The sequence below is a fragment of the Herbaspirillum sp. SJZ106 genome (assembly GCF_006715495.1).
Classification (GTDB): domain Bacteria; phylum Pseudomonadota; class Gammaproteobacteria; order Burkholderiales; family Burkholderiaceae_D; genus Herbaspirillum.
In genome coordinates this window covers 373637-399844 of record NZ_VFNI01000005.1, presented here as the reverse complement: position 1 = coordinate 399844, position 26208 = coordinate 373637, and the positions used below count along the sequence as shown (strand labels likewise).

The 26208-nt window shown below is 65.3% G+C and carries 26 protein-coding genes; 10 read left to right on the top strand and 16 right to left on the bottom strand.

From position 1 onward, the window contains the following. Positions 1-3 precede the first annotated feature (3 nt). The 6 genes from FB598_RS17230 to FB598_RS17205 form a co-directional block, all read right to left on the bottom strand. The gene (locus FB598_RS17230) at positions 4-975 is read right to left on the bottom strand and encodes an ABC transporter permease (protein WP_141916857.1); all 972 of its coding nucleotides are present in this window, start codon (positions 973-975) and stop codon (positions 4-6) included. Between the two features lie 49 nt (positions 976-1024). Then, on the bottom strand, positions 1025-2590 hold the full coding sequence (locus FB598_RS17225; protein ID WP_141916854.1) for a sugar ABC transporter ATP-binding protein: 1566 nt from the start codon (positions 2588-2590) through the stop codon (positions 1025-1027). A gap of 95 nt (positions 2591-2685) precedes the next feature. Further along, positions 2686-3633, bottom strand: a complete 948-nt coding sequence (locus FB598_RS17220; protein WP_141916851.1) for a sugar ABC transporter substrate-binding protein — start codon at positions 3631-3633, stop codon at positions 2686-2688. 264 nt (positions 3634-3897) lie between these two features. Then, positions 3898-4920, bottom strand: a complete 1023-nt coding sequence (locus tag FB598_RS17215) for an ABC transporter substrate-binding protein (protein WP_141916848.1) — start codon at positions 4918-4920, stop codon at positions 3898-3900. A 55-nt stretch (positions 4921-4975) separates the two neighbouring features. After that, positions 4976-5848 carry an ABC transporter permease gene (locus tag FB598_RS17210; protein ID WP_141916844.1) on the bottom strand — a complete coding sequence of 291 codons (873 nt, stop codon included), beginning with the start codon at positions 5846-5848 and terminating at the stop codon, positions 4976-4978. A gap of 38 nt (positions 5849-5886) precedes the next feature. Further along, positions 5887-6678: an ABC transporter ATP-binding protein gene (locus FB598_RS17205; protein WP_141916841.1), complete on the bottom strand. Its 792-nt coding sequence runs from the start codon at positions 6676-6678 to the stop codon at positions 5887-5889. A gap of 166 nt (positions 6679-6844) precedes the next feature. Between FB598_RS17205 and FB598_RS17200 the strand changes: the two genes are divergently transcribed. Together FB598_RS17200 and FB598_RS17195 are read left to right on the top strand one after the other, a co-directional pair. Next, positions 6845-7543, top strand: coding sequence for a response regulator transcription factor (locus FB598_RS17200; RefSeq protein WP_141916838.1), 699 nt, complete (start codon positions 6845-6847; stop codon positions 7541-7543). Then, positions 7543-8961: a sensor histidine kinase gene (locus FB598_RS17195; RefSeq protein WP_141916836.1), complete on the top strand. Its 1419-nt coding sequence runs from the start codon at positions 7543-7545 to the stop codon at positions 8959-8961. The genes FB598_RS17200 and FB598_RS17195 overlap by 1 nt, the downstream gene beginning before the upstream one ends. Positions 8962-8970: 9 nt before the next feature. On the opposite strand, the gene FB598_RS17190 is transcribed toward FB598_RS17195, so the two are convergent. Next, entirely contained in the window at positions 8971-10215 is a 1245-nt protein-coding gene (locus FB598_RS17190; protein WP_141917077.1) for a cation:dicarboxylate symporter family transporter, read from the bottom strand. Between the two features lie 282 nt (positions 10216-10497). Between FB598_RS17190 and FB598_RS17185 the strand changes: the two genes are divergently transcribed. Further along, entirely contained in the window at positions 10498-11427 is a 930-nt protein-coding gene (locus FB598_RS17185; RefSeq protein ID WP_141916831.1) for a LysR substrate-binding domain-containing protein, read from the top strand. A 39-nt stretch (positions 11428-11466) separates the two neighbouring features. Here FB598_RS17185 and FB598_RS17180 read toward each other — a convergent pair whose 3' ends face one another. Together FB598_RS17180 and FB598_RS17175 are read right to left on the bottom strand one after the other, a co-directional pair. Then, positions 11467-11928 carry a hypothetical protein gene (locus tag FB598_RS17180; protein ID WP_255464057.1) on the bottom strand — a complete coding sequence of 154 codons (462 nt, stop codon included), beginning with the start codon at positions 11926-11928 and terminating at the stop codon, positions 11467-11469. A gap of 28 nt (positions 11929-11956) precedes the next feature. Further along, a complete protein-coding gene (locus FB598_RS17175; RefSeq protein WP_141916827.1) occupies positions 11957-13126 on the bottom strand; it encodes a class I SAM-dependent methyltransferase in 1170 nt (389 codons plus the stop codon). 217 nt (positions 13127-13343) lie between these two features. Here FB598_RS17175 and FB598_RS17170 point away from each other — a divergent pair, with 217 nt between their 5' ends. Further along, positions 13344-13634 carry a hypothetical protein gene (locus FB598_RS17170; protein ID WP_141916824.1) on the top strand — a complete coding sequence of 97 codons (291 nt, stop codon included), beginning with the start codon at positions 13344-13346 and terminating at the stop codon, positions 13632-13634. Between the two features lie 75 nt (positions 13635-13709). Here the strand turns inward: FB598_RS17170 and FB598_RS17165 are convergent, their stop codons facing one another. From FB598_RS17165 to FB598_RS17155, 3 genes are all read right to left on the bottom strand, one after another. After that, positions 13710-14588, bottom strand: a complete 879-nt coding sequence (locus tag FB598_RS17165) for a pirin family protein (RefSeq protein WP_141916821.1) — start codon at positions 14586-14588, stop codon at positions 13710-13712. A gap of 93 nt (positions 14589-14681) precedes the next feature. Then, positions 14682-15551: a pirin family protein gene (locus FB598_RS17160; RefSeq protein ID WP_141916818.1), complete on the bottom strand. Its 870-nt coding sequence runs from the start codon at positions 15549-15551 to the stop codon at positions 14682-14684. A gap of 131 nt (positions 15552-15682) precedes the next feature. Beyond that, on the bottom strand, positions 15683-16078 hold the full coding sequence (locus FB598_RS17155) for a DoxX family protein (RefSeq protein ID WP_141916813.1): 396 nt from the start codon (positions 16076-16078) through the stop codon (positions 15683-15685). A 188-nt stretch (positions 16079-16266) separates the two neighbouring features. Here FB598_RS17155 and FB598_RS17150 point away from each other — a divergent pair, with 188 nt between their 5' ends. Then, complete coding sequence (locus FB598_RS17150) at positions 16267-17184, top strand: LysR family transcriptional regulator (protein ID WP_141916809.1); 918 nt, start codon at positions 16267-16269, stop codon at positions 17182-17184. Between the two features lie 15 nt (positions 17185-17199). Here FB598_RS17150 and FB598_RS17145 read toward each other — a convergent pair whose 3' ends face one another. Beyond that, positions 17200-18141 carry a helix-turn-helix domain-containing protein gene (locus FB598_RS17145; protein ID WP_141917072.1) on the bottom strand — a complete coding sequence of 314 codons (942 nt, stop codon included), beginning with the start codon at positions 18139-18141 and terminating at the stop codon, positions 17200-17202. A 139-nt stretch (positions 18142-18280) separates the two neighbouring features. Continuing rightward, positions 18281-19561 carry an MFS transporter gene (locus FB598_RS17140; RefSeq protein ID WP_141916806.1) on the bottom strand — a complete coding sequence of 427 codons (1281 nt, stop codon included), beginning with the start codon at positions 19559-19561 and terminating at the stop codon, positions 18281-18283. A 155-nt stretch (positions 19562-19716) separates the two neighbouring features. Between FB598_RS17140 and FB598_RS17135 the strand changes: the two genes are divergently transcribed. From FB598_RS17135 to FB598_RS17115, 5 genes are all read left to right on the top strand, one after another. Continuing rightward, entirely contained in the window at positions 19717-20247 is a 531-nt protein-coding gene (locus FB598_RS17135; protein ID WP_141916802.1) for an isochorismatase family protein, read from the top strand. A gap of 210 nt (positions 20248-20457) precedes the next feature. Next, positions 20458-21237, top strand: a complete 780-nt coding sequence (gene fnr, locus FB598_RS17130; RefSeq protein WP_183405876.1) for a fumarate/nitrate reduction transcriptional regulator Fnr — start codon at positions 20458-20460, stop codon at positions 21235-21237. 113 nt (positions 21238-21350) lie between these two features. After that, on the top strand, positions 21351-22025 hold the full coding sequence (locus FB598_RS17125; protein WP_255464058.1) for a phosphatase PAP2 family protein: 675 nt from the start codon (positions 21351-21353) through the stop codon (positions 22023-22025). 37 nt (positions 22026-22062) lie between these two features. After that, the gene (locus FB598_RS17120) at positions 22063-23109 is read left to right on the top strand and encodes a diacylglycerol kinase family protein (RefSeq protein WP_141916796.1); all 1047 of its coding nucleotides are present in this window, start codon (positions 22063-22065) and stop codon (positions 23107-23109) included. Further along, positions 23109-23993, top strand: coding sequence for a metallophosphoesterase (locus FB598_RS17115; RefSeq protein WP_141916792.1), 885 nt, complete (start codon positions 23109-23111; stop codon positions 23991-23993). The genes FB598_RS17120 and FB598_RS17115 overlap by 1 nt, the downstream gene beginning before the upstream one ends. Here FB598_RS17115 and FB598_RS17110 read toward each other — a convergent pair. Further along, positions 23923-25344 carry a PepSY domain-containing protein gene (locus FB598_RS17110; RefSeq protein ID WP_141916789.1) on the bottom strand — a complete coding sequence of 474 codons (1422 nt, stop codon included), beginning with the start codon at positions 25342-25344 and terminating at the stop codon, positions 23923-23925. The genes FB598_RS17115 and FB598_RS17110 overlap by 71 nt on opposite strands. Before the next feature lie 473 nt (positions 25345-25817). After that, positions 25818-25988 (bottom strand): hypothetical protein, encoded by a 171-nt coding sequence (locus FB598_RS17105; RefSeq protein ID WP_255464059.1) that lies wholly within the window; start codon positions 25986-25988, stop codon positions 25818-25820. Positions 25989-26208: the final 220 nt, after the last annotated feature.

Below are 26208 nucleotides of genomic sequence, written 5' to 3'. Positions count from 1 at the left end.
CGCTTAGCGGCCGTTGCGCTCGCCGCGGCGGCGATAGGTGTCGAGGATCACCGCTGCGACGATGACTGCGCCCGTGATGATACGCTTCATCGGCTCGGAAACGCCGATCTGCGCCAACCCCGCCTCCAGCACCGAGATGATCAGCACGCCGATGAAAGTGCTGATGATGGAACCGCGCCCCCCCATCAGGCTGGTGCCGCCGATCACCACCGCCGCGATGACCTGCAGCTCCATGCCGACGCCGCCATTGGGGTCGGCCGCTTCCAGGCGCGAGACCTGGAACAGCGCGGCGATGCCGGCGAACGCGCCCATCAGGGCGAAGGCCAGCACCTTGCTGGGATTGGGATTCACGCCCGACAGCCGCACCGCCTCCTGGTTGGTGCCGATGCCGATCCAGTAACGGCCCAGCACGGTGCGGGTCAGCACCAGGTGCGCCGCTACCACGATGGCGATGGCCGACAGGAAGGCCGGCGACATGCCCAGCAGGATCGGCGAGCTGACCACGTCGACCGCGCTGCCGATGTATTCGGTGCGCGAATTGGTGACCTGGTAGGCCAGTCCGCGGGCGATTTCCAGCACGCCCAGCGAGACGATGAAGGATGGGATACGCCAGTGCACCGAGATCATCCCGGTCACCGTGCCGCAGGCCGCGGCCACCACCACGCCCAGGGACGCGGCGGCGTACAGCGGCCAACCCCAGCGCACCATGGCCATGGACAGCATCGAGGCCGCCAGCGCCATCACCGAGCCGACCGACAGGTCGATGCCGCCGATGATCAGGATGAAGGTCATGCCCACCGCCATCACCACCAGCGGCGGGATATCGTTGGACAGCGTGATGAAGGTGGCGGCGGACAGGAAGTTCTCGCTCTGGAAGGCGAACATCGCGCACATCGCCAGCAGCGCGATGACCAGCCCGGTGTAGTTCTTGAAGCCGGCCAGGGCAGTCTGGCGGCGCTTGGACGAAGTCGACATGTTTCGGTTCTCTGTGTGTTCTTTGCTGGATAAAAGCTGGCTTGCAGCCTCAGACAATGTTGTCGGCCGGCTCGGCGGCGCCGGCTTCCTGCCGGCCCACGTAGCCGCTGAAGGCCGCAGCCAGGATGCGCTCCTGCGACCAGTCGGCGCGGGCGAAGGTCTCGACGATGCGCCCGGCGCTCATGACGGCGATGCGGTCGCAAATCTGCATCAGTTCGCGCAGGTCGCTGGATACCACCAGCAAGCCCTTGCCCTGCCCTGACAGTTCCGCGAACAGCTTGTAGATATCGGCCTTGGCGCCGATGTCGATGCCGCGCGTGGGCTCGTCGAACAGCATCACCGGGCAATCGCGGTACAGCCAGCGTGCAATCACGACTTTCTGCTGGTTGCCGCCGGACAGCTCGCCGGCCGCCTGGCCGACATGGCTGGAGCGGATGCGCAGCTTGCCCACGAAATCGCGCGCGGCGCTGTCTTCGGCGTCATGGTCGAGCACGCCGGCGCGGCTGACGCGCCCCAGGTCGGCCAGCGAAGTATTGACGCTGATCGATTGCGGCAGCAGCAGGCCCTGGCCCTTGCGGTCTTCCGTGACCATGGCGATGCCGGCCCTGACCGCATGCCTGGGACTGCGCAGGTCGGCTGCGCGAGCGGCGTCGCCGATGAAGACTTCGCCGCTGTCGGCGCGGTCGGCGCCGAAGATCAGCCGCAGCAATTCGGTGCGGCCGGAGCCGATCAGGCCGGCCACGCCGAGAATTTCGCCGCTATGCAGGTCGAAGCTGGCCGGCTGCACGGCGCCGCTGCGGCCCAGCCCGCGCACCTTGAGCAGCGGCGCGCCGATGCGGCGATGTTCGGCATCGAGGTCGACCTTGGTCAATTCGCCGGCCATCATCTGCACCAGTTGTTCGGTGCTGTGGCGGGTGATGTCCTCGTCGCATACCAGGCGGCCGTCGCGCAGCACCACGATGCGGTCGGCGATGCGCTTGAGTTCTTCCAGCCGGTGCGAAATATAGATGATGGCCACGCCTTCGGCGCGCAGCTTTTCGATGCGCGAGAACAGCAGCGCCACCTCGCGGCTGGTCAGCATGGCGGTAGGTTCGTCCAGCACCAGGCAGCGGCAGCTGCCGATCAGGTTGCGCGCGATCTCCACCATCTGCTGGTGGCCCAGGCCCAGTTCGCCCACCGGCGTCCACGGGTCGAGCTCGCCCAGGCCGACCACTGCCATCTGCACTTGCGCGGCGGCGGCCAGCTTCTTGCGGTCGATCCAGCCGAAACGCTGCGGCAGCTTTTCCAGGAACAGGTTTTCGGCGATGCTGAGCGTGGGGATGAGGTTGAGCTCCTGCATCACCATGCGGATGCCCAGCGCCTCGGCCTCGGTGCGCGAGCCTGGCGCGTAGGGCTGGCCGTCCAGCGACATCCGGCCGGCGCTGGCCTCGACCAGGCCGCACACGATCTTGGACAAGGTGCTCTTGCCGGCGCCGTTTTCGCCGGTCAGCGCCAACACCTGGCCGGCGCGCAGTTGCAGCTCGATGCCTTCCAGCACCGGCGCGGCGTAGCTCTTGCCGATACCCGACAGGGTCAGCAAGGGAGAAGATTGGGATGGAGAATCGGTTGGCGACATGGGCGGCGACACTGGTTGGAACATGGCTAAGAGCCGGCGCCACAGCCCTGGGCTTGGGCGCCGGCTCTTCGCAGGTCAAGTCAAGGCAAGCTTGCTTACTTGGTGATCAGCGCAACCTTGGTCTCGACGATGCCGCCCAGGCTGCTTTGCGACTTTTTCTCGGTCACGGCCTTCAGGGCGATTTCGATGCCGTTCACAGCCTGCTGCGAGGCGAACTGGTCGACGGTCGCCAGCACGCGGCCGTCCTTGAGCATTGGCTTGATGGCGTTGATATTGTCGTAGCCCACCAGCAGCACTTTGCCGGCCTTGCCGGAAGCGCGGATCGCGGCTACCGCGCCCAGCGCCATGTTGTCGTTGCCGGCCAGGATTGCCTTGATGTCAGGATGGGCGTTGAGGATGGAAGCGGCCACCTTGTTGCCCTGGTCGATTTCCCACTGGCCCGATTGCACGGTCACGACGTTGGCGCCGGCTTCCTTCATCGCATCCTGGAAGCCCAGCGTGCGCTGCTGCGCGTTGACGGTGGTCGAGACGCCCTCGATGATGGCGACCTTGTCGCCCTTCTTCAGTTGCTTGCCGAGGTAGTCGCCGGCCAGCTTGGCGCCCTTGCGGTTGTCCGGCCCGACGAAGGGCACGCTGATGCCCTTCTCCTTGAGCGCCGCGTCATCGAGCTTGTTGTCGATGTTGACCACGATGATGCCGGCGTCGATCGCCTTCTTCACCACCGGCACCAGGGCCTTGGAGTCGGCCGGCGCAATCACCAGCGCGTTGACCTTGGAGACGATCATCTGTTCGACGATCTTGATCTGGTTGGCGGTGTCCTGCTCGTCCTTGATGCCGTTGGCGATCAGGTCGTACTGGCTGGCGTGCGCCTTCTGGTGTTCGCGCGCGCCGTTTTCCATGTTCAGGAAGAATTCATTGGCCAGCGATTTCATCACCAGCGCAACCTTGGGCTTGGCCGGCGTCTGCGCCATGACGGAGGCGGGCAGCACCGAGCAGGCGAGCAATGCGGCGAGCGCGAATTGGCGGCGGGTCAGGTTTTTCATGTATGTCTCCATATTCTGGTGTTATCGGCTTTTCAACGAAGTTGAGTACCGTTAATGGTTGCGCAAACGTTTGCGCGCAACAGAGGATAGCACCGAAAAATATCGTCGGACAAGCTGCACCTGCACATTTCCTGCCTGCCACATCCCGGGGGTATAGCCGTTCCTGCGGTTTCTCCGCATCGCCCGGCACGAATCGCCCACAAAAAAAGGCTTCCCTCAGGAAGCCTTTTGGTTGATGCGCCCGCGGGCAGATCGCTCACGCAATCAACTGCCCTTGCGATCCTTGAATGCCGGCACGAACATCTCGTTCCATACCGCCGGCTTGGTCTTGATGGTGCCGGCTTTGCTCATGAACAGCACGTATTGCATGATGTCCACCGGCGTGGTCAAGAACTCGGTGCCGGGGTCGGCCAGCATCTGTTCCACTTCCTCCTGCGGCAGCTTCATCTTGGATACGCGCAGGAAGGTCTCGGCGGCGCCCTTGCGGTTCTTGGCGATATAGGCGTTGGCTTCTTCCTGCGCGGCCATGAAGGCTTGCGTCAGCTTGGGGTTCTTCTCGGTGAAAGACTTCAGCGCAAACACCACGTCCATGGTGATGTGGCCCAGCACGTCGGAGGTGTTGAGCACGCGGCTGATGCGCGGGTCCTTGGCTTCCTGGTAGGAGAATGGCGGCGAGGTGAAGTGCGCGGTGATCTCGGTCTTGCCCGACAGCAGCGAACCCATCGCCTCCGGGTGCGACAGGCCGACCGTCAGCGGGTCGAGCTTGGCGTAGTTCTCGCTGCCAAAGGTCTTGGCCACGGCCATCTGCAGCAGCACTGCCGACAGCGAGGTCTTGATGCCGGGGATGGCGATCTTGTCCTTGGGCGTGAAATCCTTCAGCGACTTGACGTTGGGGTTATTGGTGTTGAGCCACAGCGGCGAAGTCGACAACGCGCCCAGGCCCACCACTTCCGAACGCGGGATGCCGCGCGCCTTGGACCACAGCGTCACGAAACCGGGCGCGCCGGTGCCGGCGATGTCGAGATTGCCGGCCAGCATAGCGTCGTTGATCACGTTGCCGCCGTCAAGCAGCACCCACTTGGTCTTGACGTCGCCCAGGCCGAGCGCCTTGGCGTGCTTCTCGACCAGGCCCTGGTCGCGGATCACCATCAGCGGCAGGTACAGCAGGCCGTAGCCGTGGGAAATGCGCACCTCGGGCGCTTCGGCGCGGGCGGTGCCGGTCACGGCGGCGGCCGACAGCGCCAGCGTGGCGGCGATCATCATGCTTGAAAAAGTGCGACGTTTCATTCTTGTCTCCTTGGGTCGTCAGTTTATCGGTATTGCGGCTGCCTGCGCCGGCCGCTTAGTGGGCCATGCCCCAGCGGCGGATGGTGCGTTTTTCGATCTGGGCGAAGATCAGGTTCTCCACCACCAGGCCGATGATGATCACGAAGAACAGGCCCGAGAACACGTTGGCGGTTTCCAGCTGGTTACGGTTTTCAAAAATGTACCAGCCCAGGCCGCCGGTTCCGGAAGACACGCCAAATACCAGTTCGGCGGCGATCAGCGTGCGCCAGGCGAAGGCCCAGCCGACCTTCAAGCCGGTCAGGATGCTCGGGAAGGCGGCCGGGATCAGGATCGACTTCACCAGCGAGAAACGGCGCAGGCCATAGTTCTGCCCCACCATGCGCAGGGTGTTGGACACCGCGCGGAAACCGCCGTGGGTATTCAGCGCCACGGCCCACAGCACAGAATGCACCAGCACGAAGATGATGCTGCCGGTGCCCAGGCCGAACCAGATCAGCGCCAGCGGCAGCAAGGCGATCGCCGGCAGCGGATTGAACATGGAGGTCAGCGTTTCCAGCAAGTCGTTGCCGATGCGGGAGCTGATGGCCAGCGTGGTCAGCAAGCCCGCCAGCAGGATGCCCAGGCCGTATCCGACCAGCAGCGTCTGCAGCGACACCGCGGCGCGCTCCAGCAGCACGCCGCTGGCGATGCCGTGCAGGAAAGCCTCCAGCGTCTGGCTAAAGCTGGGAAACAGCAATGCGTTGTCCAGCCAGCGGCCGTAGATTTCCCAGATCGCCGCCAGCACCAGCAGGATCGCCGTCTTGCGCAGCCAGCCCAGGCGATAGAGCGATTCAAAGGCCGATAATGGGCGCTGCACTTCAGCGCTGGCGTTGCGGTTGGGTTCCACCACGATTTCCGGGCGGACGAAGGGCAAGGTATTGTTGTTCATGCGTGTCTCCTGGTTGTCGCCTGTTGATTGACCGCTGGTCAGTGATGGGCGAACAACATGTCGTTGATGCGGGTTTCGAGCTCGGCCTGGGCCGCGGTGCCCATCTGTTGCGGATCGATGCTGTTCAATTCGGCGCGCACCTGGCCGGGATGCGGCGTGAGCAGCAGGATGCGGGTGCCGATGCGGATCGCCTCTTCGATCGAGTGCGTCACGAACAGCACGGTGAAGCGGGTGTCGTCCCACAGGCGCAACAGCTCGTCCTGCATCTTGCGGCGGGTGAGCGCGTCCAGCGCGGCGAACGGTTCGTCCATTAGCAGCACGTCCGGCTCCATGGCCATGCCGCGCGCGATCGAGACGCGCTGCTTCATGCCGCCCGAGAGCATGTGCGGGTAACTGTCGATGAACTTGGCCAGGCCGACCTTCCCGATGTAGTACGCCGCGCGCTCGGCGGCTTCCTTGCCGTGCAGGCGACCGCTGGCGTTGAGTGCGAATTCGACGTTCTGGCGCACGGTCTTCCAGGGCAGCAACTGGTCGAACTCCTGGAATACCATCATGCGGTCCGGGCCGGGTTCGTGCACCTCGCGCCCTTTCAGGCGGATCGCGCCCGAGGTCGGCTGCAGGTAGCCGCCGATGGCCTTCAACAACGTCGACTTGCCGCAGCCCGAGGGGCCGAGCAGGATGTAGCGGTCGGATGGATGGACGTTGAAGCTGACCTGCTGGGTCGCGGTCACCAGCGAATCGCTGGTCTTGTATTGCAGGGTGACGTTGTCGATTTCCAGCAGCGGACGGGACGGATCGATAGCCGGCGCGCCATGGGCAGGATTGCTCATGCAGGTCTCCAGTTTGTTTTAATGATTGGGACGGATGCTAGGGCGCGAAGCTGTAACGAATCTGACTAAATCCTGACGCCCGGATTTTTTTGCGCTGACGAGCATACAATTCAGCCTGCCCAAGCCGCGCCCACGAATGCGGCATCGCAACAAGACCGGAGATCCCATGCGCATCCTGCTAGTTGAAGACACCTCCGACGTGGCCGAAGCCATCGTCTCCCACCTCGCGCGCATCGGCCATACCGTGGAGTGGGAAAGCAACGGCGCCGCCGCCGGCCGCCGCATGGCCGACTCCTACGACCTGGTGATCCTGGATGTGATGCTGCCGCAGCAGGACGGCTTCTCCCTGCTGGAGCAATTGCGCGGGCGCGGCCAGAAAACGCCGGTGCTGATGCTGACCGCCTGCGCCGAAATCGAGGAGCGCGTGCGCGCGCTCGACCTGGGCGCCGACGACTACCTGATCAAGCCCTTCGACTTCCGCGAACTGGACGCGCGCATCCGCGTGCTGCTGCGCCGCAGCGGCGGCGAATCGACCAATCTGATCCATTGCGCCAACGTCAGCATCGACCGCAAGAGCCGCAGCGCCACGCTGGACGGCGCACCGATCGAGCTGACCCGGCGCGAGGTGACGCTGCTGGAGATCATCGCCGCCCGCCCGGGACGCATCTTCAACAAGGACGAACTGATGGACCGCCTGTTCACGCTGGACGATACCCCCAACGCCAATACCGTCGAACAATACGTCGCCCGCCTGCGCAAGAAGCTGGCCGGCGCCGCCTTCGAGATCCGCACCCTGCGCGGCCTGGGCTACCAGTTGGTGCTGCATGCGCCGCAGGCCCCGGCCGACGACGGCGCGCTCCACTGATGCTGCCGCGCACCCAGCACGTCGTCGCCGGACGCTCGCTCTATACCCGGCTGGTCACCCGCATGGGCGCGGTGCTCACCGTCAGCGCCGCCGCCCTGCTGATCGCCATCTGGATCTCCACCCAACTGGCCGCCAACCAGGCCTACGACCGCATCCTTACCGGCAGCGCGCTGCAGATCGCGGAAAATACCTGGTACGAGAACGGCGCCGTCAACATCGACGTGCCGCTGGCCGCGCTGTCGATGCTGGGCACCGGCGATCATGCGATCTACGTCGTGCTCGATCCGCAAGGCCGGGTGATCGCCGGCGACGGCGAATTCCGCCCCGATATCCCGTGGGACAAACTGGAGCAAGGCCCGCTGCTGCGCGACGGCGAATACCTCGGCACGCCGGTGCGCATGGCCATCATCGGCCGTCGCATGCCGGTCGACGGCCCGCATCCGTGGGCGGTGATCGTGCTGGCGCAGACCAACAATGCCCGCATGTCGTTCGCGCACAGCCTGGGCAGCAAGGCGCTGATGGTGATCATCGCCATGAGCGTGCTGACGCTGGTGGCGGCCATGTTCACCCTGTACCAGGCGCTGGCGCCCTTGAAACGCATCGAGGCCGCCATCCGCGAACGCGACCTCAACGACCTCTCGCCGCTGAACCTGACCGTGCCGGCCGAGACCCACGCGCTGGTTTCGGCCATCAACGCCTTCATGCAGCGCCTGGCGATACACCGCGCCACCATGCGGCGCGTGATCGGCGACGCCGCCCACCAGCTGCGCACGCCGGTCACGGCCCTGGTCTCGCAAATGGAATTGCTGGACACCGAGGCCAGCGAGGAAAAGCGCCAGCGCCATCTGGACCAGTTGCGCGAGCGCACCCGCAACCTGGGTGCGCTGGTGAACCAGCTGATCAACCACGCGATGGTGCAGCACCGCAGCGACATCAGCCTGCAGCAGCGCATCGACCTCGGCGAGCTGGTGCGCTCGCAGATGACCGATGTGCTGTCCAACCGCGAACGCACGCCCGACCTGGCGCTGGACATGCCGGAGGCGCCCTGCTTCATCCGCGGCGACGCCATCAGCCTGGGCGAGGCCATCAAGAACATCCTCAACAATGCGCTGCAATACGGCTCCCCCGGCCTGCTGCATGTGCGGCTCGATACGGAGGAGGTGCGCAATGAAGCGCGTTATGTACTGCGTTTCATCGATGACGGCCCCGGCATCCCCGCCGCCGACTGGGAGCGGCTGCGCAAGCCCTTTTCGCCGCGCGGCGAAGGCCGCATGGGCGCCAGCCTGGGCTTGTCGATCGTGGAAGAAGTGATGCGCGCGCATGCCGGCGGCATGCGTTTCGAACATACGGCGCAAGGCCATTTTTCGGTGGCGCTGGACTTTCCGGCATGGCAGGCACCGGCCGAAGAGCCGGCCTGAACAGACTCTTTACTTGCCGCCCAGCTCGCGCCGCATCGCCGTATAGTCGAACTCGCGCTCCCATGCCGCGATTACCACGCAGGCCAGGCAATTGCCGACCACATTGGTCAGCGAACGGCACTTCATGAGCCGCTCCACGCCCAGCAACAGCACAATCCCGCCCACCGGCACCATCTGCAGCGCGGCCAGCGTCGCCGCCAGCGCAATGAAGCCGGAACCGGCCACGCTGGTGGCGCCCTTGGAGGTCAGCATGGCGATCGCCAGCAGCGTCAGCAACTGCCATGCGCCCAGGTGCACGCCCGAGGCCTGCGCCAGGAACAGGGTCGCCATCGCCAGGTAGAGATTGGTGCCGGAAAGGTTGAAGCTGTAGCCGGCCGGCAGCACCAGGCGCACCACATTGCGCGAGCAGCCGATCTTTTCCATCTTCTCGATCAGCCCCGGCAACGCCGCCACCGAGGAAGCGGTGAAGATCACCAGCAGCAGCTCGTCGCGCACATAGGCGATCACCCGGAACAGGTTCACGCCGACCGCGCGCGCCACCAGCGCCATCACCGCCGCGACGAAGACAATGCTGGCCAGGTAGATGGCGCCGACGAAGCGCAGCAACGGCAGCATCGAGCCCAGGCCATAACGGCCGATGGTAAAGGCCATGGCGCCGAAAGCCGCCAGCGGCGCCAGCCTCAGGATCAGGCTGACCATCCCGAACAGCACCCCGAGGATGGCGTCGATGAAGTCGCGCAGTTGCGCCATGCGGGGATTGGCCGCCGACAGGCGCCCCAGCGCGACGCCGAAGAACACCGCCAGCAGCAGGATCTGCAGGCTGTTGTTGTGCACGAAGGCGCCGGCGAAACTATCGGGAATCAGCCCCAGGGCGAACCGGTCGAAGCGGAAGTCTTCGGCCCGGCGTATGTAGCCCGACACCATCTGGGCGCCGCCGCCCGCCGCCTCCGCCGCCGTGGCCGACAAATCGAGGTGAAAGCCGCTGCCCGGCTGCAGCAGCACCGCGGCGGCAATGCCGAGCGCAAGCGAAAGCAAGGTCATTGCCTCGAAATACAGCACCGCCTTGCCGCCGACCCTGGCGGTCCGGGCCTGCCCCTGCATGCCGGCAATGCCCGACACTACCAGCGCGAACATGATCACGCCGATCAGCATGCCGATCAGCTTGACGAACCCATCGCTCAACGGCTTCATCTGCACCGCCAGGTCGGGCTGCCATTGGCCCAGGGCGATGCCGGCGACAATCGCCGCCGCCATCTGGACCAAGCCGTTCCTCAATATCTTCCCCGCCATCGATGCTGGACGCCGTCGAAACGGCGCTGTCTCCCTCTTGTTGTGTTGCGTGGGTGTTGCGTGTTGTGTGTCTTGTGTCTTGTTTTTTCCGGCCATCCTGGCGATGGCCCGCAGCACGGAGTTTACCGGCCAAGCTTGCCGCGCACGCTAAGGGATATCCGTCATTGCCGGCGGCGCACAGTGCGGATGGGATCTGTAAAATATATCGAAAATAATATTTTCAGATAAACAAAATATGGAGACAGAATGGAATTGCGCCATCTCCGCTATTTCCTCGTGGTCGCCGAAGAACAGCACTTTACCCGCGCCGCCGAACGGCTGGGCATGCAACAGCCGCCGCTGAGCCACCAGATCCGCCTGCTGGAACAGGAGCTGGGCTTCGAGCTGTTGCGCCGCCATCCCAAGGGCGCCGACCTGACCGCCGGCGGGCGGGTCTTCCTGGAAGAAGCCAAGGCCATCCTGCATAGCGTGGAATTGGCCTCGCAAAAGGCCGCGCGCGCCGCGCAAGGCTTTGCCGGCACCCTCGCCATCGGCTTCACCAGCTCGGCGGCGGCGCATCCCCTGATCCCCGGCATCATCCGCGCCTACCGCGAAGCCTATCCCGGCGTGCATATGGCGCTGACCGAAGCCAATGCAGCGGAACTGACCGAAGACATCATGCACGGCAAGGTCGATATCGGCTTCCTGCGCCAGCCCGTGGCCCGGCCGCAAGGCATCGCCTTCCACGAATTGCTGGAAGAGGAAATGCTGCTGATCCTGCCCGCCGGCCACCCGCTGCTGGCGGGCCGGCGCGACGCGCCGGCGGCCGATGACAACCTGCCCTCGATCCCGTTGAACGCGCTGGCTGCGGAGGAATTCATCCTGGTGCGCCGCCACGGTGCGCCGGGCATGTATTCCAATCTGATCGCAGCCTGCGAAAACGCCGGCTTCACCCCGAAGATCGCGCTGGAAATCGATCGCATGCTGACCAACATCAGCCTGGTGGCCGCGGGCGTGGGCGTGTCGGTGGTGCCTGCATCGATGAAGAGCTTTCACCGCGAGAGCGTGGTGTATTGCCGGGTAAAAGACGCCAGGCCGGCGCTGCTGGCGCCGATCAACCTTGTGTGCCGCGGCGAGGCGGGCGAGCCGACGCAGCAGAACTTCCTCAAACTGGCGCGGGAATTCGCCGGACGTTGAAGGCGGCGTGCTTGGCCTCCCTCCCGCGTCGCCGACAACTTACTTCCACTCCAGGATCGCATTGCCGCGATCGAGCCAATGCACCTTGATGCCGCCCGGCGCCACCTTGCGCCCGGCGCAGGCGCTGGCCGCAAGGCTGAACGGCGCATCGTAGAAACGGCCGCCGGCCGATGAGCGCATGGCGGTCTGCGGCGCGTTCCTGGCGATCCAGTCCGCCGCATTGGTGCGCAGGAAAATCATGCAGGCGCTGCCGCTGGCCTGTGCCACCTGGCACGCGCAGCTGTTGCCGGAAGTGGTGATCGGCTCGCTCGGCTGCTGGCTGCGGTTCAGCGGATCGGGCACCGGGATCGGTACCGGGACAGGAACGGCCTGATGATGCGTGCCATAGCTGCCGCCCAGGTCGCGGGTGGTCACCTGGGCCGATGCCGGTCCCGCGCAAGCCAGCGCCAGCGCAATGGCAGCACCGCGCAGGAATACGGCATGGATGGCATTGGCGTTCATCGTGGTCCCCCTCGGTTTGACAAGATAATCAGGCGCGCGCCTTCAAGCGCCACAAGGTAGTGGTTTCCTTGCTGCGCGCCGCGTACAGCGGATCGTCGCGGTCGGCGGCCTTGCCGTGGCGCGGCTTGGTGTCGATGCGGCCGGCCACTTCCAGGCCGGCGGCGGCGATCGCTTCGGCCAGCATGCCGGGGGCGCGCAAGCCCAGGTGTTCGGCAAAATCGGACATGATCAGCCAGCCTTCGCCGCCCGGCTCCAGGTGCCGGGCCAGGCCGTTGAGGAAGCCCAGCAGCATGCTGCTGTCCGGATCGTAGACGGCGTGCTCGATGGGCGAACTGGGGCGCGCCGGCAGCCAGGGCGGATTGCAGACGATCAGCGGCGCGCGGCCTTCCGGAAACAGGTCGGCCTTGTGCAATTGCACCTGCGCCAGCAAACCCAGGCGGTTCAGGTTTTCGCGCGCGCATGCCAAGGCGCGCTCATCCATGTCGGTCGCTACCACCTTGCGCACGCCGCGCCGGGCCAGCACTGCCGACAAGACCCCGCTGCCCACGCCGACATCGAACGCCAGCGCGGTCGATGGCAGCGGCGCCTGCGCCACCAGGTCGACGTATTCCCCGCGCACCGGCGAGAACACGCCGTAGTAAGGATGGATGCGGGCGCCCAATGACGCGATCTCAACCCCCTTCTTGCGCCACTCATGGGCGCCGATCAGGCCCTGCAGTTCGCGCAGCGAGGCGGCGAACGGCTGCGCGCCCAATTGCGGCCCATAGGCTTCTGCGCAGGCATCGCGCACATCTGGCGCGCGCCGCAGCGGGATGCTGAAACCGGGATCGAAGGGAATCAGCAGCATGCCCAGGATGCGCGCGCGCTGCGCCTGCATCTGCCGCTGGTGGTGGAATGCCTGTGCCGGCTGCGCTGCGGTGGCCTTGTCGGCTGCCTTGGCATCGGCCCGCTCGCGTGCGCGGTCGACGCGGCGGCCCAGGGCTTGCAGCAACAGGCGCGCGTTCTGGAAGTCGCCGCGCCACAACAGGCCGGTGCCTTCGCAAGCCAACTTGTAGGCGGTGTCGGCCGGGATCTGGTCATCCGCCTCCACCACGCGTTTGGGCGGGCCGTTGCCGGCTTCCGAGTGCCAGGGCAGCGTGTGCTGCGCGCCGTCGGCCTGCCATGCGATGTGGGGAGCTAAATTTTGGGATAAGGTCATTAATTGGCAATAAGAATGGCGGCGCCATGGGGGCTCCGCCGGAAACAGCCGCCAGTGTAGCAAGCGTACTGCCGCAGCGCTTGGGGAACTTGCCTTTTCAGGCGGCAACCAACCAATCGACGGCATTTGATGCCGGGCAAACTCCCGACAGCTTTTTTCGCCGGCACTGCCACATTCTGGCTATGATGGGGAACGGCCAACAACCGAAGGAGAAAAGATGAGCGACACGCAAACGGATACGCCGGACTTCGATCACCAGCGCTTGCTGCAGATGGTGAACGAATTTGAACTGGAATTGCAGAAACAGCCCCCCGGCAGCCTTGACGCGCAACAACTGAGCGCAGACATCGCCCGCCTGAAGGAGCACTTGTCGGCGCCGCAACCGCACACCGGCTCGGTGCGCGACTCCTGGCAGTCGCTGCGCCGGGCCGCCGACAGCGTGGAAAACGCGGTATTGAAAGACAGCCCCTACATTGCCGAGATGGGCCGCATCATCGGTTTGATGTAGCGCCTCCTTCCAATGAAAAACCGCCTGCCGCATCGACTGCGGCAGGCGGTTTTCTTTTTCATGCAGCCGATCTGCTCAATGCGCCGGCAGCGGAATCCATTCGGTCTCGCCGGGGATGTCCGGGAACACGCTCTTGTCGCGCGCATTCCAGGCGGTTTTGGCGGCTTCGATCTTGTCTTTCGACGTGGAAACGAAATTCCACCACACGAAACGCGGGCCATCCAGCGGCTCGCCGCCCAGCAGCATGAAGACGGCATCACCGCCGGCCTTGAGCGCGACCGCGGCGCCCGGCTCCAGGATGGCCAGCGTGCCGGCCTCCAGGGACTCGCCATCCAGCGACACATCGCCCTTGACGACATAGACGGCGCGCTCGGCAACCTCGGCCGCAATCTCCAACTGCGCGCCCTTCTCCACGCTGCCGGCCACGTACAGCGTCGGGCTGGCGGTCGCCACCGGCGAAGTAACGCCGAAGGCCGAGCCGGCCAGCACATGCAGCCTGGCGCCGCCGACTTCGGCCACCGGCATATCTTCGGAAGCATAGTGGCGGAACAACGGCGCGCTGTCTTCCTGGTCGGCCGGCAGGGCCACCCACATCTGCAAGCCATGCACCGGCACCTTCTGCTCGCGGATATCGTCGGGCACACGCTCGGAATGGACGATGCCGCGCCCGGAAGCCATCCAGTTCACCGCGCCCGGCGTGATGCGCTGGACCACGCCCAGGCTGTCGCGGTGCATCATGGCGCCGGAGAACAGGTAGGTCACGGTGGCCAGGCCGATGTGCGGGTGCGGGCGGACATCGCCTTCGGTGGTGCCGGCGTCGAATTCGACCGGCCCCATGTGATCGAAGAACACGAATGGGCCGACGGTACGGGCGGCGGCCGACGGCAGCAGGCGGCGTACAGGAAAGCCGATGTCGCGGGTCAGGCCGTGGATCTTGTGGCGGATGTTGCTCATGCAGTACTCCCTGATGGCAGATGACGGATGGCGGACGCCCACTCGGGCGCCCGCGGATATTGTCGGAGGCGGAATGTCCGTTCGGAAATCCGCTTAAAAACGGCCGGCGCGGAAATCCTCGATGGCTTGCTCGACCTGCTCGCGGGTATTCATCACGAACGGCCCCCATTGCGCAATCGGCTCATTCAGGGGCTTGCCTGCGATCAGCAGGAAACGGCTGCCCTGCTCTGCCTGCACCGACACCCCGGCCGCGCCGGCGGCATTGTTGAGCACCGCCATGCGGCCGGCATCGGCCATCCGGCGCTCACCGCGCTCTCCGCCTTCGGCGCCGACGGCCAGCTTGCCTTCATACACATACAGGAAGGCATTGTGCGTGGCCGGGATCGGCAGGTCGATGGCCACGCCCGCCTCCAGCGCGATGTCCAGGTACAGCGGCTCGGTGGTGTCGCGGTGGATCGCGCCGGCCGTGCCGAAAGCGTCGCCCGCCAGCACGCGCACCTTCGCGCCGGGCTGCGGCGATACCTCGGGGATGCCGGCCGACGGGATGTCGCTGTAGCCGGGATCGATCATCTTGTCGCGGCCGGCCAGGTTGACCCACAGCTGGAAACCGCTCATCAGGCCGTTTTCCTGCTCCGGCAACTCGGAGTGCACCAGGCCGCGGCCGGCGGTCATCCACTGCATGCCGCCCGGTTCCAGCAAACCTTCATTGCCGGCGTTGTCGCGATGGCGCATGCGGCCGGCCAGCATGTAGGTCACGGTCTCGAAGCCGCGGTGCGGATGGTCGGGGAAACCGGCCAGGTAGTCGCCAGGCTCGTCCGAGTGGAAAGCGTCCAGCATCAGGAACGGATCCAGGCGACGTTGCAGGTCATGGGTCAGCACGCGGGTGAGGCTGACGCCGGCGCCATCCTGGGTCGGGATGCCGTTGACGAGTCGTTCGATCTGGCGGGTATAGGGGGTGCTCATGGTGCTTTCTCCTTGGGTGCCTCCGCTTCATGCGCCAATGTCATGCGCATGGAGGGCTGCCTGGGTCATTCAATTTCATGCAATGCTGTTTGCTGCGCCCGGCCGGCGATGCGCCAGGCGCAGACAACGATTTAGTGAGGCCGCTCGGGCTGGGCTTCCGGATCGATCGACGACACCAGCAGCAAGGCGCCGATCAGCGACAGGTTCTTCAGGAACTGGGTCAGTTGCGCCTGTGCGGCAGCGCCTTCCATCGTCCAGAAATGGTGGGCCGACAAGGTCGCGCCGACCGTGAACAGCGCGATCACCAGCGACACCGGCTTGACGCCGCGGCCGAACATCAGCAACAGGCCGCCGCCGACTTCGACCAGGATGGTCACGATTACCGCCAGCGTAGGCACCGGCAGGCCCAGGCTGGTGAAATAGCCGACCGTGCCGGAAAAACCGAGGATCTTGAAGATGCCGGAAATGACGAACAGCGATGCCAGCAGGATGCGGCCGATGCGATAGGTGTTGATATTGGTGATCATGATGTTCCTCTCCGTATTGGATTTGGTTTGCAATGCTTCGGGGCGTTGCTCCGCCGGTTGTCGTTTTTCCCGGTGGCCTGTCTTGCTGCAACCGGTAGCGACAGAATAAGCAAAATTCCCGACAAACAAAACAGATTATCTTTATATAATCAATATCTGATTATTAGATATAGTTGGGAGCCGCTACCATGAACATCGAACGCCTCTCCCTGGACCAGTTGCGGGTCTTCGCCCAGGTCGCCGACAGCGGCAGCTTCCTGGCGGCGGCCCGCAAGCTGGCGCGGGCGCAGTCGGCGGTCAGCTATGCCATCGCCACGCTGGAAGAACAACTGGGCGTCGCCTTGTTCGACCGCAGCGGCTACCGGCCGCAACTGACCGGCCCCGGCATAGCGCTGCTGGCTGACGCGCGCCAGGTACTGGACCATGTGGATTCGCTGCAGGTGCGCGCCAGTTCGTATGCCAAGGGACAAGAGCTGGAAGTGGCGCTGGCGGTCGACGTGTTCTTTCCCACGGCTTGCCTGGTGGATTTGCTCCAGCGTTTCCGCGATGCCTTTCCGGCGGTCACGGTGCGGCTGGATATCGAAGCGCTGGGCGCGGTGGCCGAACGCGTGCTGGACGGGCGCGCCATGCTGGGCATCCTCGGCACCTTGCCGACCACCCCGCCCAACCTGCTGCGCATCACCCTGCCCAGCGTGAAGCTGGTGGCGGTCGTGGCGCCGCACCACCCGCTGGCGCAGGTCAAGGGGCGGATATCCGAAAAGCTGCTGTTGCAGCAGACCCAACTGGTGCTGTCGGACCGCAGCGAACTGACCGCGCGCCAGGATTTCTCGGTGCATTCGCGGCTGACCTGGCGCATGAGCGACCTCGGCACCAAGCATGCGCTGCTGCGCGCCGGCATGGGCTGGGGCAACATGCCGCTGCATGTGGTGCAGGACGACATCGCTAGCGGCCGGCTGGTGAGCATCGCCACCATCCACCATCCGCCGCAGGGTTCCGAACTGCCGGTGCAATGCGTCTACAAGCCCGACTATCGCGCCGGACCGGCGCTGTCGTGGTGGCTCGACTCATTGGCCGCGCTCAACACGCTGGAACCGCTCAAGCCATGATCGGCCCGCTCGCGCTCAATGCGCGGCAAAGCGCTCGCGGTACTGCGCCGGGCTCACGCCCAGCTGGCGCTGGAACACGCGGCGCAGGTTCTGTTCTTCGCCATACCCGGCATCGGTGGCGATGCGCTTGAGGGGCAGCGAAGTTTCTTCCAGCGCGCGCCGGGCGGCTTCCAGCCGCATCAGTTCCACCGTGCGCGCCGGGGTGCGCCCAAGCTCGGCGACGTAGGCGCGGGCAAAGGTGCGCGGGCTCATGTTGACGTAGCGCGCCAGGTTTTCCACCCGCAGGTCATCCCCGAGATGGGCGGCAATCCAGGCATGCAGCTCGGCAAAGCGCCCCGCGCCCGCCGATTGCGAGGCCAGCGGCATGCTGAACTGGGATTGCCCGCCCGGGCGCTTGATGAACATCACCAACTGGCGCGCCGTGGCGATGGCTTGCCGGTGCCCGCCATCCTGTTCCACCAGGGCCAGCGCCAGGTCGATGCCGGCAGTCACGCCGGCCGAGGTCCAGATATGCCCTTGGCGGATGAAAATCGGTTCCGCATCCACTTCCAGGCGCGGATATTGCCGCTGCAATTGTGCGGCCCAATTCCAGTGCGTGGTCACGCGCAAACCATCCAGGATGCCCGCCTCGGCCAAATGGAAGGCGCCGGTGCAGACCGAACACACCCGCTGCGCCTGCGGCGCGCGGCGGCGTATCCATTGCACCAGCGCGGCATCGGTAGCGAAGGTTTCGCCGGTGCTGCCGCCGGGAGAAATCAACGTATGGATGCCGGGCCCGGATTCCAGCTCGGCATCCAGCGCCGCCAGCGATTGCGTGGCTACCGGCAAGCCGGCGCCGGTGACAATGCTGCCGCCGCTGGCCGACACCACATGCAGACGATACGGGCCGGCCTCGCCGGCAAGCCGGTTGGTGGTGGCGAACACCTGCAGCGGGCCGGACAGGTCGAGCAGGTTCATGCCTTCGTAGGCCAGCAGCACCACGCGCCTGGGCTGGGTGGATGCGGTTTTCTTCGGTGCGCTGGAGCTCACTATCTGCCTCGCGAAAATCTGGTCGGTATCTGCCGATGTTATCCCATGCGCCACTCAAGCCTGACGTTCAAGCCGGTCGAGGCTGGCTGGCGCGCTGCGCAAGCATCCAGTATGCGGTCGCCAGCGCACTGAGCAGCAGGATCGGCAGGATCGCCGCGTTGAGCGTCTGCCAGCCGAACCGCGCCAGCAAGGGGCCGGCGCCCAGCGTGGCCAGTGCCGTAGCGGCGTAGCGCAGCAGTTCGGAAAAGCCCTGGGTCTTGGCCTGTTCGGATGACGCATAGGAACGCGCGAGCAAGGTGGTGCCGCCGACGAACATGAAATTCCAGCCGATCCCCAGAAACAGCAGCGCCGCATAGAAGGCCGGCAGGCTGGTGGAAGCCATGGCGGTCGCGGCGCAGGCCAGGTTCAGCGCCAGCCCGGCCATCAGCACCGCCCCCAGGCCGAAGCGCTTGATCAGGCGGCCGGCGAAAAAGGATGGCGCGTACATACCCACCAGGTGCCACTGGATGATGGCCGCGCCGTCATCGATGCGATAGTGGCAGGCCACTGCCGCCAATGGGGCCGCGGTCATGATGAACATCATCACCATCGAACCGGCCACGTTGTTGGCCACCGATGCGATGAAGACCGGCGTGCGCGCTATCCGGCCCAGCGTGCGGGCCGGGGCCTGCGCCTGCGCACCGGCATCGGCCGATCCCTGTGAAGGCGCCGCATCGCGGTACAACAGCAGCAGGACCAGCACCGACAGCGCCCCCATGACAGCCACCACCAGATAGGCCCCGGCGAACAGGGCCGAGGGGAACAGGTCCTTGCTCCATGCCGCCAGCGCCGGCCCGGCGATGGCCGCGATCACGCCGCCGGCCAGCACCGTGGAGATGGCGCGGCTCTTGAATTCGTCGGAGACGGCATCGGCCGCGGCCAGCCGGTAATACTGGGCGAAGGCCTGGAATACGCCCACCAGCGCGGTGCCTGCGCAAAAGGTCCAGAAGTCGCCATGCCATACCGACCAGACCGACACCAGTCCGCCCACGCAGCAACTGGCGGCGCCCAATGCGAACGACAAGCGCCGCCCCAGGCGCTGGATCAGGAAGGCGGCGAACCAGGTCACGAGCGCGCCGGCAACGGTGATCAGGGCGAACGGCAAGGTCGCCAGCGCCTTGTCCGGCGCCAGTTGCCAGCCGGTCAGCGCGGTCAGCGTCAGGTCGATGGAAATGGCGCAGGTAAACAGGCCCTGGCATACCGCCAGCACTGCCGGGTTGTATCTTCCCGCGGCATAAGCGGGCGGTAAGGAAAGTGCCTTAACATGCTCGGATTGCTGCCCCGGATGGCTTGTCGGCGGTGTTGTCATGGTTTGTCGCTCCTGGGGCTGTTCCCATTAAATCGGTATGTTGTCGGAGGAAAAATTGTCGATTTGGCCCGGCATGGCGTCAATGACACAAACCATTCAATTCCTGCCAACCCACCCGGCGCAGCCCTTGCAACCATTTGACGAGAACCCTGCCCATGCTGATCGATGCGAGCCAATCCGTACTGCTGGTGGTCGACCTGCAGCAAAAACTGCTGCCGGCGATCCATGACAACCAGGCCATCCTGGCGCAGGCCGTGCGCATGGCCACCATTGCCGGCCTGCTCGGCGTGCCCGTGATCGGCACCGAGCAGATTCCCGACAAGCTCGGCCCCAACCATCCCGATATCCGCCCCCTGTGCGGCCGGACATTGGCCAAGAGCCACTTCGACGCCTGTGCCGAAGGCCTGCTGCCGGCCTTGCCGGCGTCCGCGCGCCAGATTGTCATCGCCGGTTGCGAGGCGCACATCTGCATGCTGCAGACAGCGCTCTCGCTGCTGGAGCACGGCTATCAGGTGCTGCCGCTGCTGGACGCCTGCGGATCGCGCAAGCCCGGCGACCGCCAAGCCGCCTTCGCGCGGCTGCAGCATGCCGGCGCGGTGCCGGTGACGGTGGAAATGGTGGCGTATGAATGGCTGCGCGACGCCCGGCATCCGCTGTTTCGGGATGTGCTCAAACTCATCAAGTAAAAACAGCCAGGTCGGCCAACGCATTCCTGCGGCAGGCAACAGATGAAAATTTCCCGACGGCTTGCCCGGCCCCGGAACTGTGGTACAAGAGCGGGGATCCCCCCGCTGTCCGTCGATTTGAATGCGCTTGCCGCATCGTATGATGGCGCAGCCGGATTGCAAAACGGCAATCCCTGCGGCGCAAACATGAAGAAGGTATCCGAAACACTTATGTCCAGCTTATCGCCCTCTGCCTTGCCCCCTCCTTCGCCCCGCCCCTCGTCCGGCGCTACCGTGCAGGCGCTGCGCGCCAGTTGCTCGGCCTGCGGCATGCACCAGCTGTGCCTGCCGATGGGGCTGGACCAGGGCGACATGCAGCGGCTGGAGCAAGTGATCAATCGCCGCCGCAAGGTCCGGCGCGACGAGACGCTGTACCGCGTCAACGACAAGTTCGACATGCTGTACGCGATCCGGCTGGGCCACTTCAAGACGTTCCAGCACAACCCCAATGGCGGCCAGCAGATCACCGGTTTCCAGATGGCCGGCGAATTGCTCGGCATGGATGCCATCGGCGCCGGCCATCACCTGTGCGAGGCGGTGGCGCTGGAAGACAGCGAAGTCTGCGAGATTCCCTTCGCCAGCCTGGAAGACCTGTTCCGCGACATGCCGGTCCTGCTGCGCCAGTTCCACCGCATGATGAGCCTGGAAATCTCGCGCGAACAACGCGTGATGCTGACCTTGGGCAGCATGAGCGCGCAGCAGAAGATGGCGGCCTTCCTGGTCAACCTGTCGTCGCGCTACGTGAGCCGCGGCTATTCCTCGACCCGCTTCCAGCTGCGCATGACGCGCGAGGAAATCGGCAACTACCTCGGGCTGGCGGTGGAAAGCGTGAGCCGCCTGCTGTCCGCGTTCAAGAAAACCGGCGTCATCGACGTCAACCACCGCGACGTGGAATTGCGCGACCTGCCATCGCTACGCGCCATCGCACTGGGCAGCGATCCCTGCGCCTGAGCGGACTGCTTCAAATGCATCGCGCGGGTTTCGCGCCGCGCTAGAATGTCCGGATGACATATCGGACACACAACCCATCCCCCTCTCCCCGCGGATTCCTCCAGGCGCGCCTCATGCGCGGCCATCACCTCGGCCTGCCGCTGACCACCGGCATACTGGCCGTGGCCGCCACCGCCCTGCTGTTCGCCCTGATCGCCTGTGAAATCACGACCCATGGCGCCTTGGCGCGGCTCGACCAGCAACTGGCCGACTGGTTCAACCGCCATGCCTTTTCGCCCCTGACGACGCTGGTGCTCGGCTATACCCACTTGCACGGCACCATCGGCGTGCTGGCCATGGGAGCGCTGCTGCTGTGGCATATGCTGCGCCGGCGGCAGTGGCATTGGGCGGCCGACCTGTTGCTGGTGCTGCCGGGCGGCATGCTGCTCAATTTCGGTTTGAAGCATGTCTTCATGCGGCTGCGCCCGCATTTCGACGATCCGATCCTGGTGCTGCACAGCTACAGCTTTCCCAGCGGCCACACGATCGGCGCCACCTTGCTGTATGCGATGCTGGCGGCTTACCTGCTCCGGCTGCCGGCGCTGGCCGGGCGCGGCGCGCAGGCCGCCATCGTCTGCACGGCCTTGCTGCTGGTGCTGCTGACGGCCTTCAGCCGGGTCTATCTCGGCGCCCATTTCCTGAGCGATGTGCTGAGCGCGATGCTGCTGGGCACGGCCTGGTTCGCCTTGTGCACCACGGCCATTTTCACGCTGCACCGGCACTATCGGGCGCGGGCGCGCTCCAACTGATTGCCGGCGCATGGCCGGCCCTTTTGCGATGCCGCCTATGACGACATATCAGCCGCCAGGAAAAACCACCCCCGCCGGATTTCCGGCAGGCAAGCAGCAACAGGATGCCAACCTGGGCCGCCCCGACGTGGTCGCCACCATCAATGCCACGGCCGGCGGCGGCCATGCGCAGGAACTGGCCGAACACATCGCCGCCGAGTTCGCCAGGCATGGCTTGCGCGCCAGCGTGTGCCTTGCGGCCAGCGGCGAAGAAATGCTGGCCGCCGCGCGCCAAGCCGTGCGCGACAGGATCGGGATCGTCGCCGTGGGCGGCGGCGACGGCAGCGTCAACGCGGTGGCCTCGGCGCTGATGGCCGATGCGGCTTGCGGCAGCGCCCTGGGCGTGCTGCCGCTGGGCACGCTCAATCATTTCGCCAAGGACCTCGGCATCCCGCTGGCGCTGGACGAGGCCATCGCCGCGATCGCCAACGGCCGGCGCATCCGCGTCGACAGCGGCGAAGTCAACGGCATTCCCTTCATCAACAATTCCAGCCTGGGCCTGTACCCCGACATCGTGCGCGAGCGGGAAAAACAGCAATCCCGCCTGGGACGCGGAAAATGGCTGGCCTTCAGCTGGGCCGCCATGGGCGCGCTGCGGCGCTACCCCTTCCTGCGGGTGCGCCTGCATATCGGCGGCCGCGACCACTGGCGGCATACGCCCCTGGTCTTCATCGGCAACAACGAATACCTGATGCGCGGGCTCGATATCGGCAAGCGCTCCTCGCTCATGGACGGCAAGCTCAGCCTCTACGTCTGTCACCGCACCGGCCGCCTCGGCCTCCTGCGCCTGGCCGTCAACGCCTTGTTCGGACGCCTGCACGAGGCGCACGACTTCGACGTCCTCACGGCCAGCGAAATCCTGATCGAAACCCACAAGAAACGCATGCTGGTGGCCACCGACGGCGAAGTCACGATCATGCAGACGCCGCTGCAATACCGCATCCGCCCGGCCTCGCTGGAAGTGATCGTGCCGGATCGCGCAACCCGCCCCATTCCCGGGCCAGCCCAGGCGGCCATCGCGCCGACATGGAGAAAGGACGACTGATGCGCACCATCATCCACCTCTCGGACCTGCATTTCGGCCGCATCGACGCCGCCATCATCGCGCCGCTGATCGCGCAGGTACATGAACTCAAGCCCGACCTGGTGGTGGTGTCCGGCGACCTGACCCAGCGTGCGCGCAGCGCCCAGTTCAAGCAGGCGCGCCGCTTCCTCGATGCCCTGCCGCAGCCGCAACTGGTGGTGCCGGGCAACCACGATGTGCCGCTGTTCAACATCGCCGCGCGCCTGCTGCAGCCGCTGCGCAAATACCGCCGCCATATCGAGGCGGATCTGCACCCGGTTTTCATGGATGAGGAGATGGTGGTGGTCGGCATCAACACCGCGCGCTCGCTGACCATCAAGGATGGCCGCGTCAACGACCGCCAGATCGAAATCACGCGCCGCCAGCTGGCCGCCGTCGGCGACCACATGGTCAAGATCATCGTCACCCACCATCCCTTCGACCTGCCGCCCGGGCCGCAACACCACAGCCTGGTCGGCAAGGCGGCGCCCGCCATGCGCGCCTTCGCGCTCTGCGGCGCCGACCTGCTGCTGGCGGGCCATGCGCATACCAGCTCGGCCGTCAGCAGCGCCGGGCGCTACAACATCCCGGGCTATTCGGCGCTGGTGGTGCAGGCCGGCACGGCCACTTCCACCCGCGGGCGCGGCGAAGCCAATTCATTCAATGTATTGCGGATTGAGGCGCACCGGATCGCGGTGCACAGGCTGGGCTGGGAGCCCGGGGAGAACAGCTTCTCGCTGGCGGCGTCGCAGTCTTTCGTGCAACGCGGCAGCGAATGGTTCGAGACGGATGACCTCAGCGACGGGCCAAGCGACGGGATAAGTGCCAGCGCAACACATCGGCCAGCAAGAACAGCAACAGGCTGAGCCCCATCAGCGGCAGGCTCCACCCCAGGGCGATGGCCAGCGCGCCCACCGCCGTGCGCTGCGCCGGCGGCAGCCGCATGAAGGCCTCGGACAGCGGCGCCAGGGCGGATCCGGCAGCCGGACGGCGGCGCCACCACATCACATAGCCCAGCACGATCATGGCCGTGAGCGCAATGCCGAAGGCGGCCATCAGGATCTGGTTCCACACGCCGAACAGGATGCCCATGTGCGCATCGACGCCCCAGCGGATCAGCTTGGCCACCAGCGGAAACGTCTCGAAATCGGCACGGCTGGTAATGGCCATGCGCTCCGGATCGACTGCCACCGTATCGACCTGGGTCGGCCAGGAGCGGTCGACTTCGCGTACCATCCACGCCTGGTTCCGCGCACGCGGAGGACGGATCTCGATCTCGCCGGCATCGATGCCGCCCTGGCGCGCGATCGACCGCACCAGGTCGAACCGCGCCGGGTCGCCACCCGCGGGCATCGGCATGGCCATGCCGGCCTGTCCATGGTGCCCCATGTGCCCGGCATGCTCGCCCATGCCGGCATCGGCATCGACGCCAGCGCCAGCGCCGGAGGACTGCAACTGCATCGAGGCCGAAGGCGTCACCCATCCCATTGCAGCGCGCAGCATGTTGACGTGTCCGCCGGCCCACTTCGACCAGGTCAACCCGGTCGCCGAGAAAAACACCAGCCCGACCACGATCCACAGCCCCAGCAACGCATGCAGGCGGCGCGCATTCATCGGCCGGCGCGCGGCAGGACGCGCCTTGCGCCGCGCACTCCACCACAGCCAGAGACCGCCCAGCGAGCCCAGCCACAGCCACGATGCCGCCAGCTCGCTGTAATTGCGGCCCAGGCTGCCCAGCATCAGGTTGCGGTGCAGGTAATCCAGCGCGGTGCGAAAAGGCAGCGTGCCGCTGGTGCCATAGACGATCAGGTCGCCCTTGACCGCCAGGCTCACGGGATCGATGAAGACCGCGCGGCTTTCAGAGTCGCCCAGTCCCTCCTGGCTGAACATCACGCGCGTATTCCAGCCCGGCTCCTTGCCCGGGCGCACCGCAAACAGGCGCGGCCCTTCGCCGATATAGCTCTGTGCCGCGGTCACCTGCGCCGCCAGCGGCTGCGCGACGCCTTGCGAGCGGTTCAACAGCTGGTCGGCATACCAGCGCGCCTCGATCTGCGGCGTCACCACGAACAGCGTGCCGGTGACGGCGGCCACCAGGATGAACGGGCCGACGAACAGGCCGATGTAGAAATGCAGGCGCAGCAGCAAGGCCGCCAGTGCCGATGCGCTCTTGCGCTGGTCGGCCACGCCGGCGACCGGCTGGTAGGTATGGGTGGTCATGGCAGGAAATCGTGTCCCCGATGAGACATCACGGGATGCATGGAAGTGGCAAGAATAAGCGACTCATTGTAGGCCGCGCGCCATGCGCTGCGAATGCGGCAATTTGTCGCACGAACCGGGCGGTACCGGGTGAAAACCGGCCCAACGGCTCACCGGATGGGATCGCAATGAAAAAGAGCCGCAATATGCGCAATGCCGTTCAGTGAAGGCTGATTCTGAAGCACTCATCCCCCCTATCCCGTTCGGGCTGAGTAGGCCCGCCAGGGCCGTATCGAAGCCAGCGCGCCAGCGTGCCAGCATTCCCGGTCTTGCCTGCCCTTCGATACGCTGCTGCGCAGCTACTCAGGGCGAACGGAGTCTGGACTTCGCAATCACAAACAAAAATGCCGTTCAGCGCTTAACTGAACGGCATTACCGCAATATGCGGCTCTTCCGTATGGCCCGTTGCCTGGCGCGTTGCCGGCGGCATTGGCTTAGAGGGGGTTCTGGTCGATCCAGTCGCCCGAGAAATCCAGGATGTAGGCAATGGCCTCATCTTCGGAATCGAACTCGTTGGTCGGCGACTTGCGTTGGTAGCGCAGCTTGCCGCTGCTGTCCTTGCCTTCGTGGATCACGAAGCAGGCCATGAATTTTCCATTGTCCATTTTTTGGACCTGTGGAATGACGGAATTTCCCTTGTAAGGAAAGAGATTGGACATCAAAAAGCCTCCTGATTGCGAGGCGCAATGCTAGCACGAAGCGGCTTTTTTCTCAGGGGAGCCCATCGCAGGCGAAATTTGCAACTTTGTTGCATTTATGGGATATTACGCAACTCAGTTGCATTTAACCCAGTCGATTCCCATCGTTCCCTTTTGACCGTTCCCT

Coding starts and splice junctions, on each gene's coding strand:
- FB598_RS17230 (WP_141916857.1), bottom strand. CDS start 975: ATGTCGACTTCGTCCAAGCGCCGCCAGACTGCCCTGGCCGGCTTCAAG.
- FB598_RS17225 (WP_141916854.1), bottom strand. CDS start 2,590: ATGTCGCCAACCGATTCTCCATCCCAATCTTCTCCCTTGCTGACCCTG.
- FB598_RS17220 (WP_141916851.1), bottom strand. CDS start 3,633: ATGAAAAACCTGACCCGCCGCCAATTCGCGCTCGCCGCATTGCTCGCC.
- FB598_RS17215 (WP_141916848.1), bottom strand. CDS start 4,920: ATGAAACGTCGCACTTTTTCAAGCATGATGATCGCCGCCACGCTGGCG.
- FB598_RS17210 (WP_141916844.1), bottom strand. CDS start 5,848: ATGAACAACAATACCTTGCCCTTCGTCCGCCCGGAAATCGTGGTGGAA.
- FB598_RS17205 (WP_141916841.1), bottom strand. CDS start 6,678: ATGAGCAATCCTGCCCATGGCGCGCCGGCTATCGATCCGTCCCGTCCG.
- FB598_RS17200 (WP_141916838.1), top strand. CDS start 6,845: ATGCGCATCCTGCTAGTTGAAGACACCTCCGACGTGGCCGAAGCCATC.
- FB598_RS17195 (WP_141916836.1), top strand. CDS start 7,543: ATGCTGCCGCGCACCCAGCACGTCGTCGCCGGACGCTCGCTCTATACC.
- FB598_RS17190 (WP_141917077.1), bottom strand. CDS start 10,215: ATGGCGGCGGCGATTGTCGCCGGCATCGCCCTGGGCCAATGGCAGCCC.
- FB598_RS17185 (WP_141916831.1), top strand. CDS start 10,498: ATGGAATTGCGCCATCTCCGCTATTTCCTCGTGGTCGCCGAAGAACAG.
- FB598_RS17180 (WP_255464057.1), bottom strand. CDS start 11,928: ATGAACGCCAATGCCATCCATGCCGTATTCCTGCGCGGTGCTGCCATT.
- FB598_RS17175 (WP_141916827.1), bottom strand. CDS start 13,126: ATGACCTTATCCCAAAATTTAGCTCCCCACATCGCATGGCAGGCCGAC.
- FB598_RS17170 (WP_141916824.1), top strand. CDS start 13,344: ATGAGCGACACGCAAACGGATACGCCGGACTTCGATCACCAGCGCTTG.
- FB598_RS17165 (WP_141916821.1), bottom strand. CDS start 14,588: ATGAGCAACATCCGCCACAAGATCCACGGCCTGACCCGCGACATCGGC.
- FB598_RS17160 (WP_141916818.1), bottom strand. CDS start 15,551: ATGAGCACCCCCTATACCCGCCAGATCGAACGACTCGTCAACGGCATC.
- FB598_RS17155 (WP_141916813.1), bottom strand. CDS start 16,078: ATGATCACCAATATCAACACCTATCGCATCGGCCGCATCCTGCTGGCA.
- FB598_RS17150 (WP_141916809.1), top strand. CDS start 16,267: ATGAACATCGAACGCCTCTCCCTGGACCAGTTGCGGGTCTTCGCCCAG.
- FB598_RS17145 (WP_141917072.1), bottom strand. CDS start 18,141: ATGAACCTGCTCGACCTGTCCGGCCCGCTGCAGGTGTTCGCCACCACC.
- FB598_RS17140 (WP_141916806.1), bottom strand. CDS start 19,561: ATGACAACACCGCCGACAAGCCATCCGGGGCAGCAATCCGAGCATGTT.
- FB598_RS17135 (WP_141916802.1), top strand. CDS start 19,717: ATGCTGATCGATGCGAGCCAATCCGTACTGCTGGTGGTCGACCTGCAG.
- fnr (WP_183405876.1), top strand. CDS start 20,458: ATGTCCAGCTTATCGCCCTCTGCCTTGCCCCCTCCTTCGCCCCGCCCC.
- FB598_RS17125 (WP_255464058.1), top strand. CDS start 21,351: ATGCGCGGCCATCACCTCGGCCTGCCGCTGACCACCGGCATACTGGCC.
- FB598_RS17120 (WP_141916796.1), top strand. CDS start 22,063: ATGACGACATATCAGCCGCCAGGAAAAACCACCCCCGCCGGATTTCCG.
- FB598_RS17115 (WP_141916792.1), top strand. CDS start 23,109: ATGCGCACCATCATCCACCTCTCGGACCTGCATTTCGGCCGCATCGAC.
- FB598_RS17110 (WP_141916789.1), bottom strand. CDS start 25,344: ATGACCACCCATACCTACCAGCCGGTCGCCGGCGTGGCCGACCAGCGC.
- FB598_RS17105 (WP_255464059.1), bottom strand. CDS start 25,988: ATGGACAATGGAAAATTCATGGCCTGCTTCGTGATCCACGAAGGCAAG.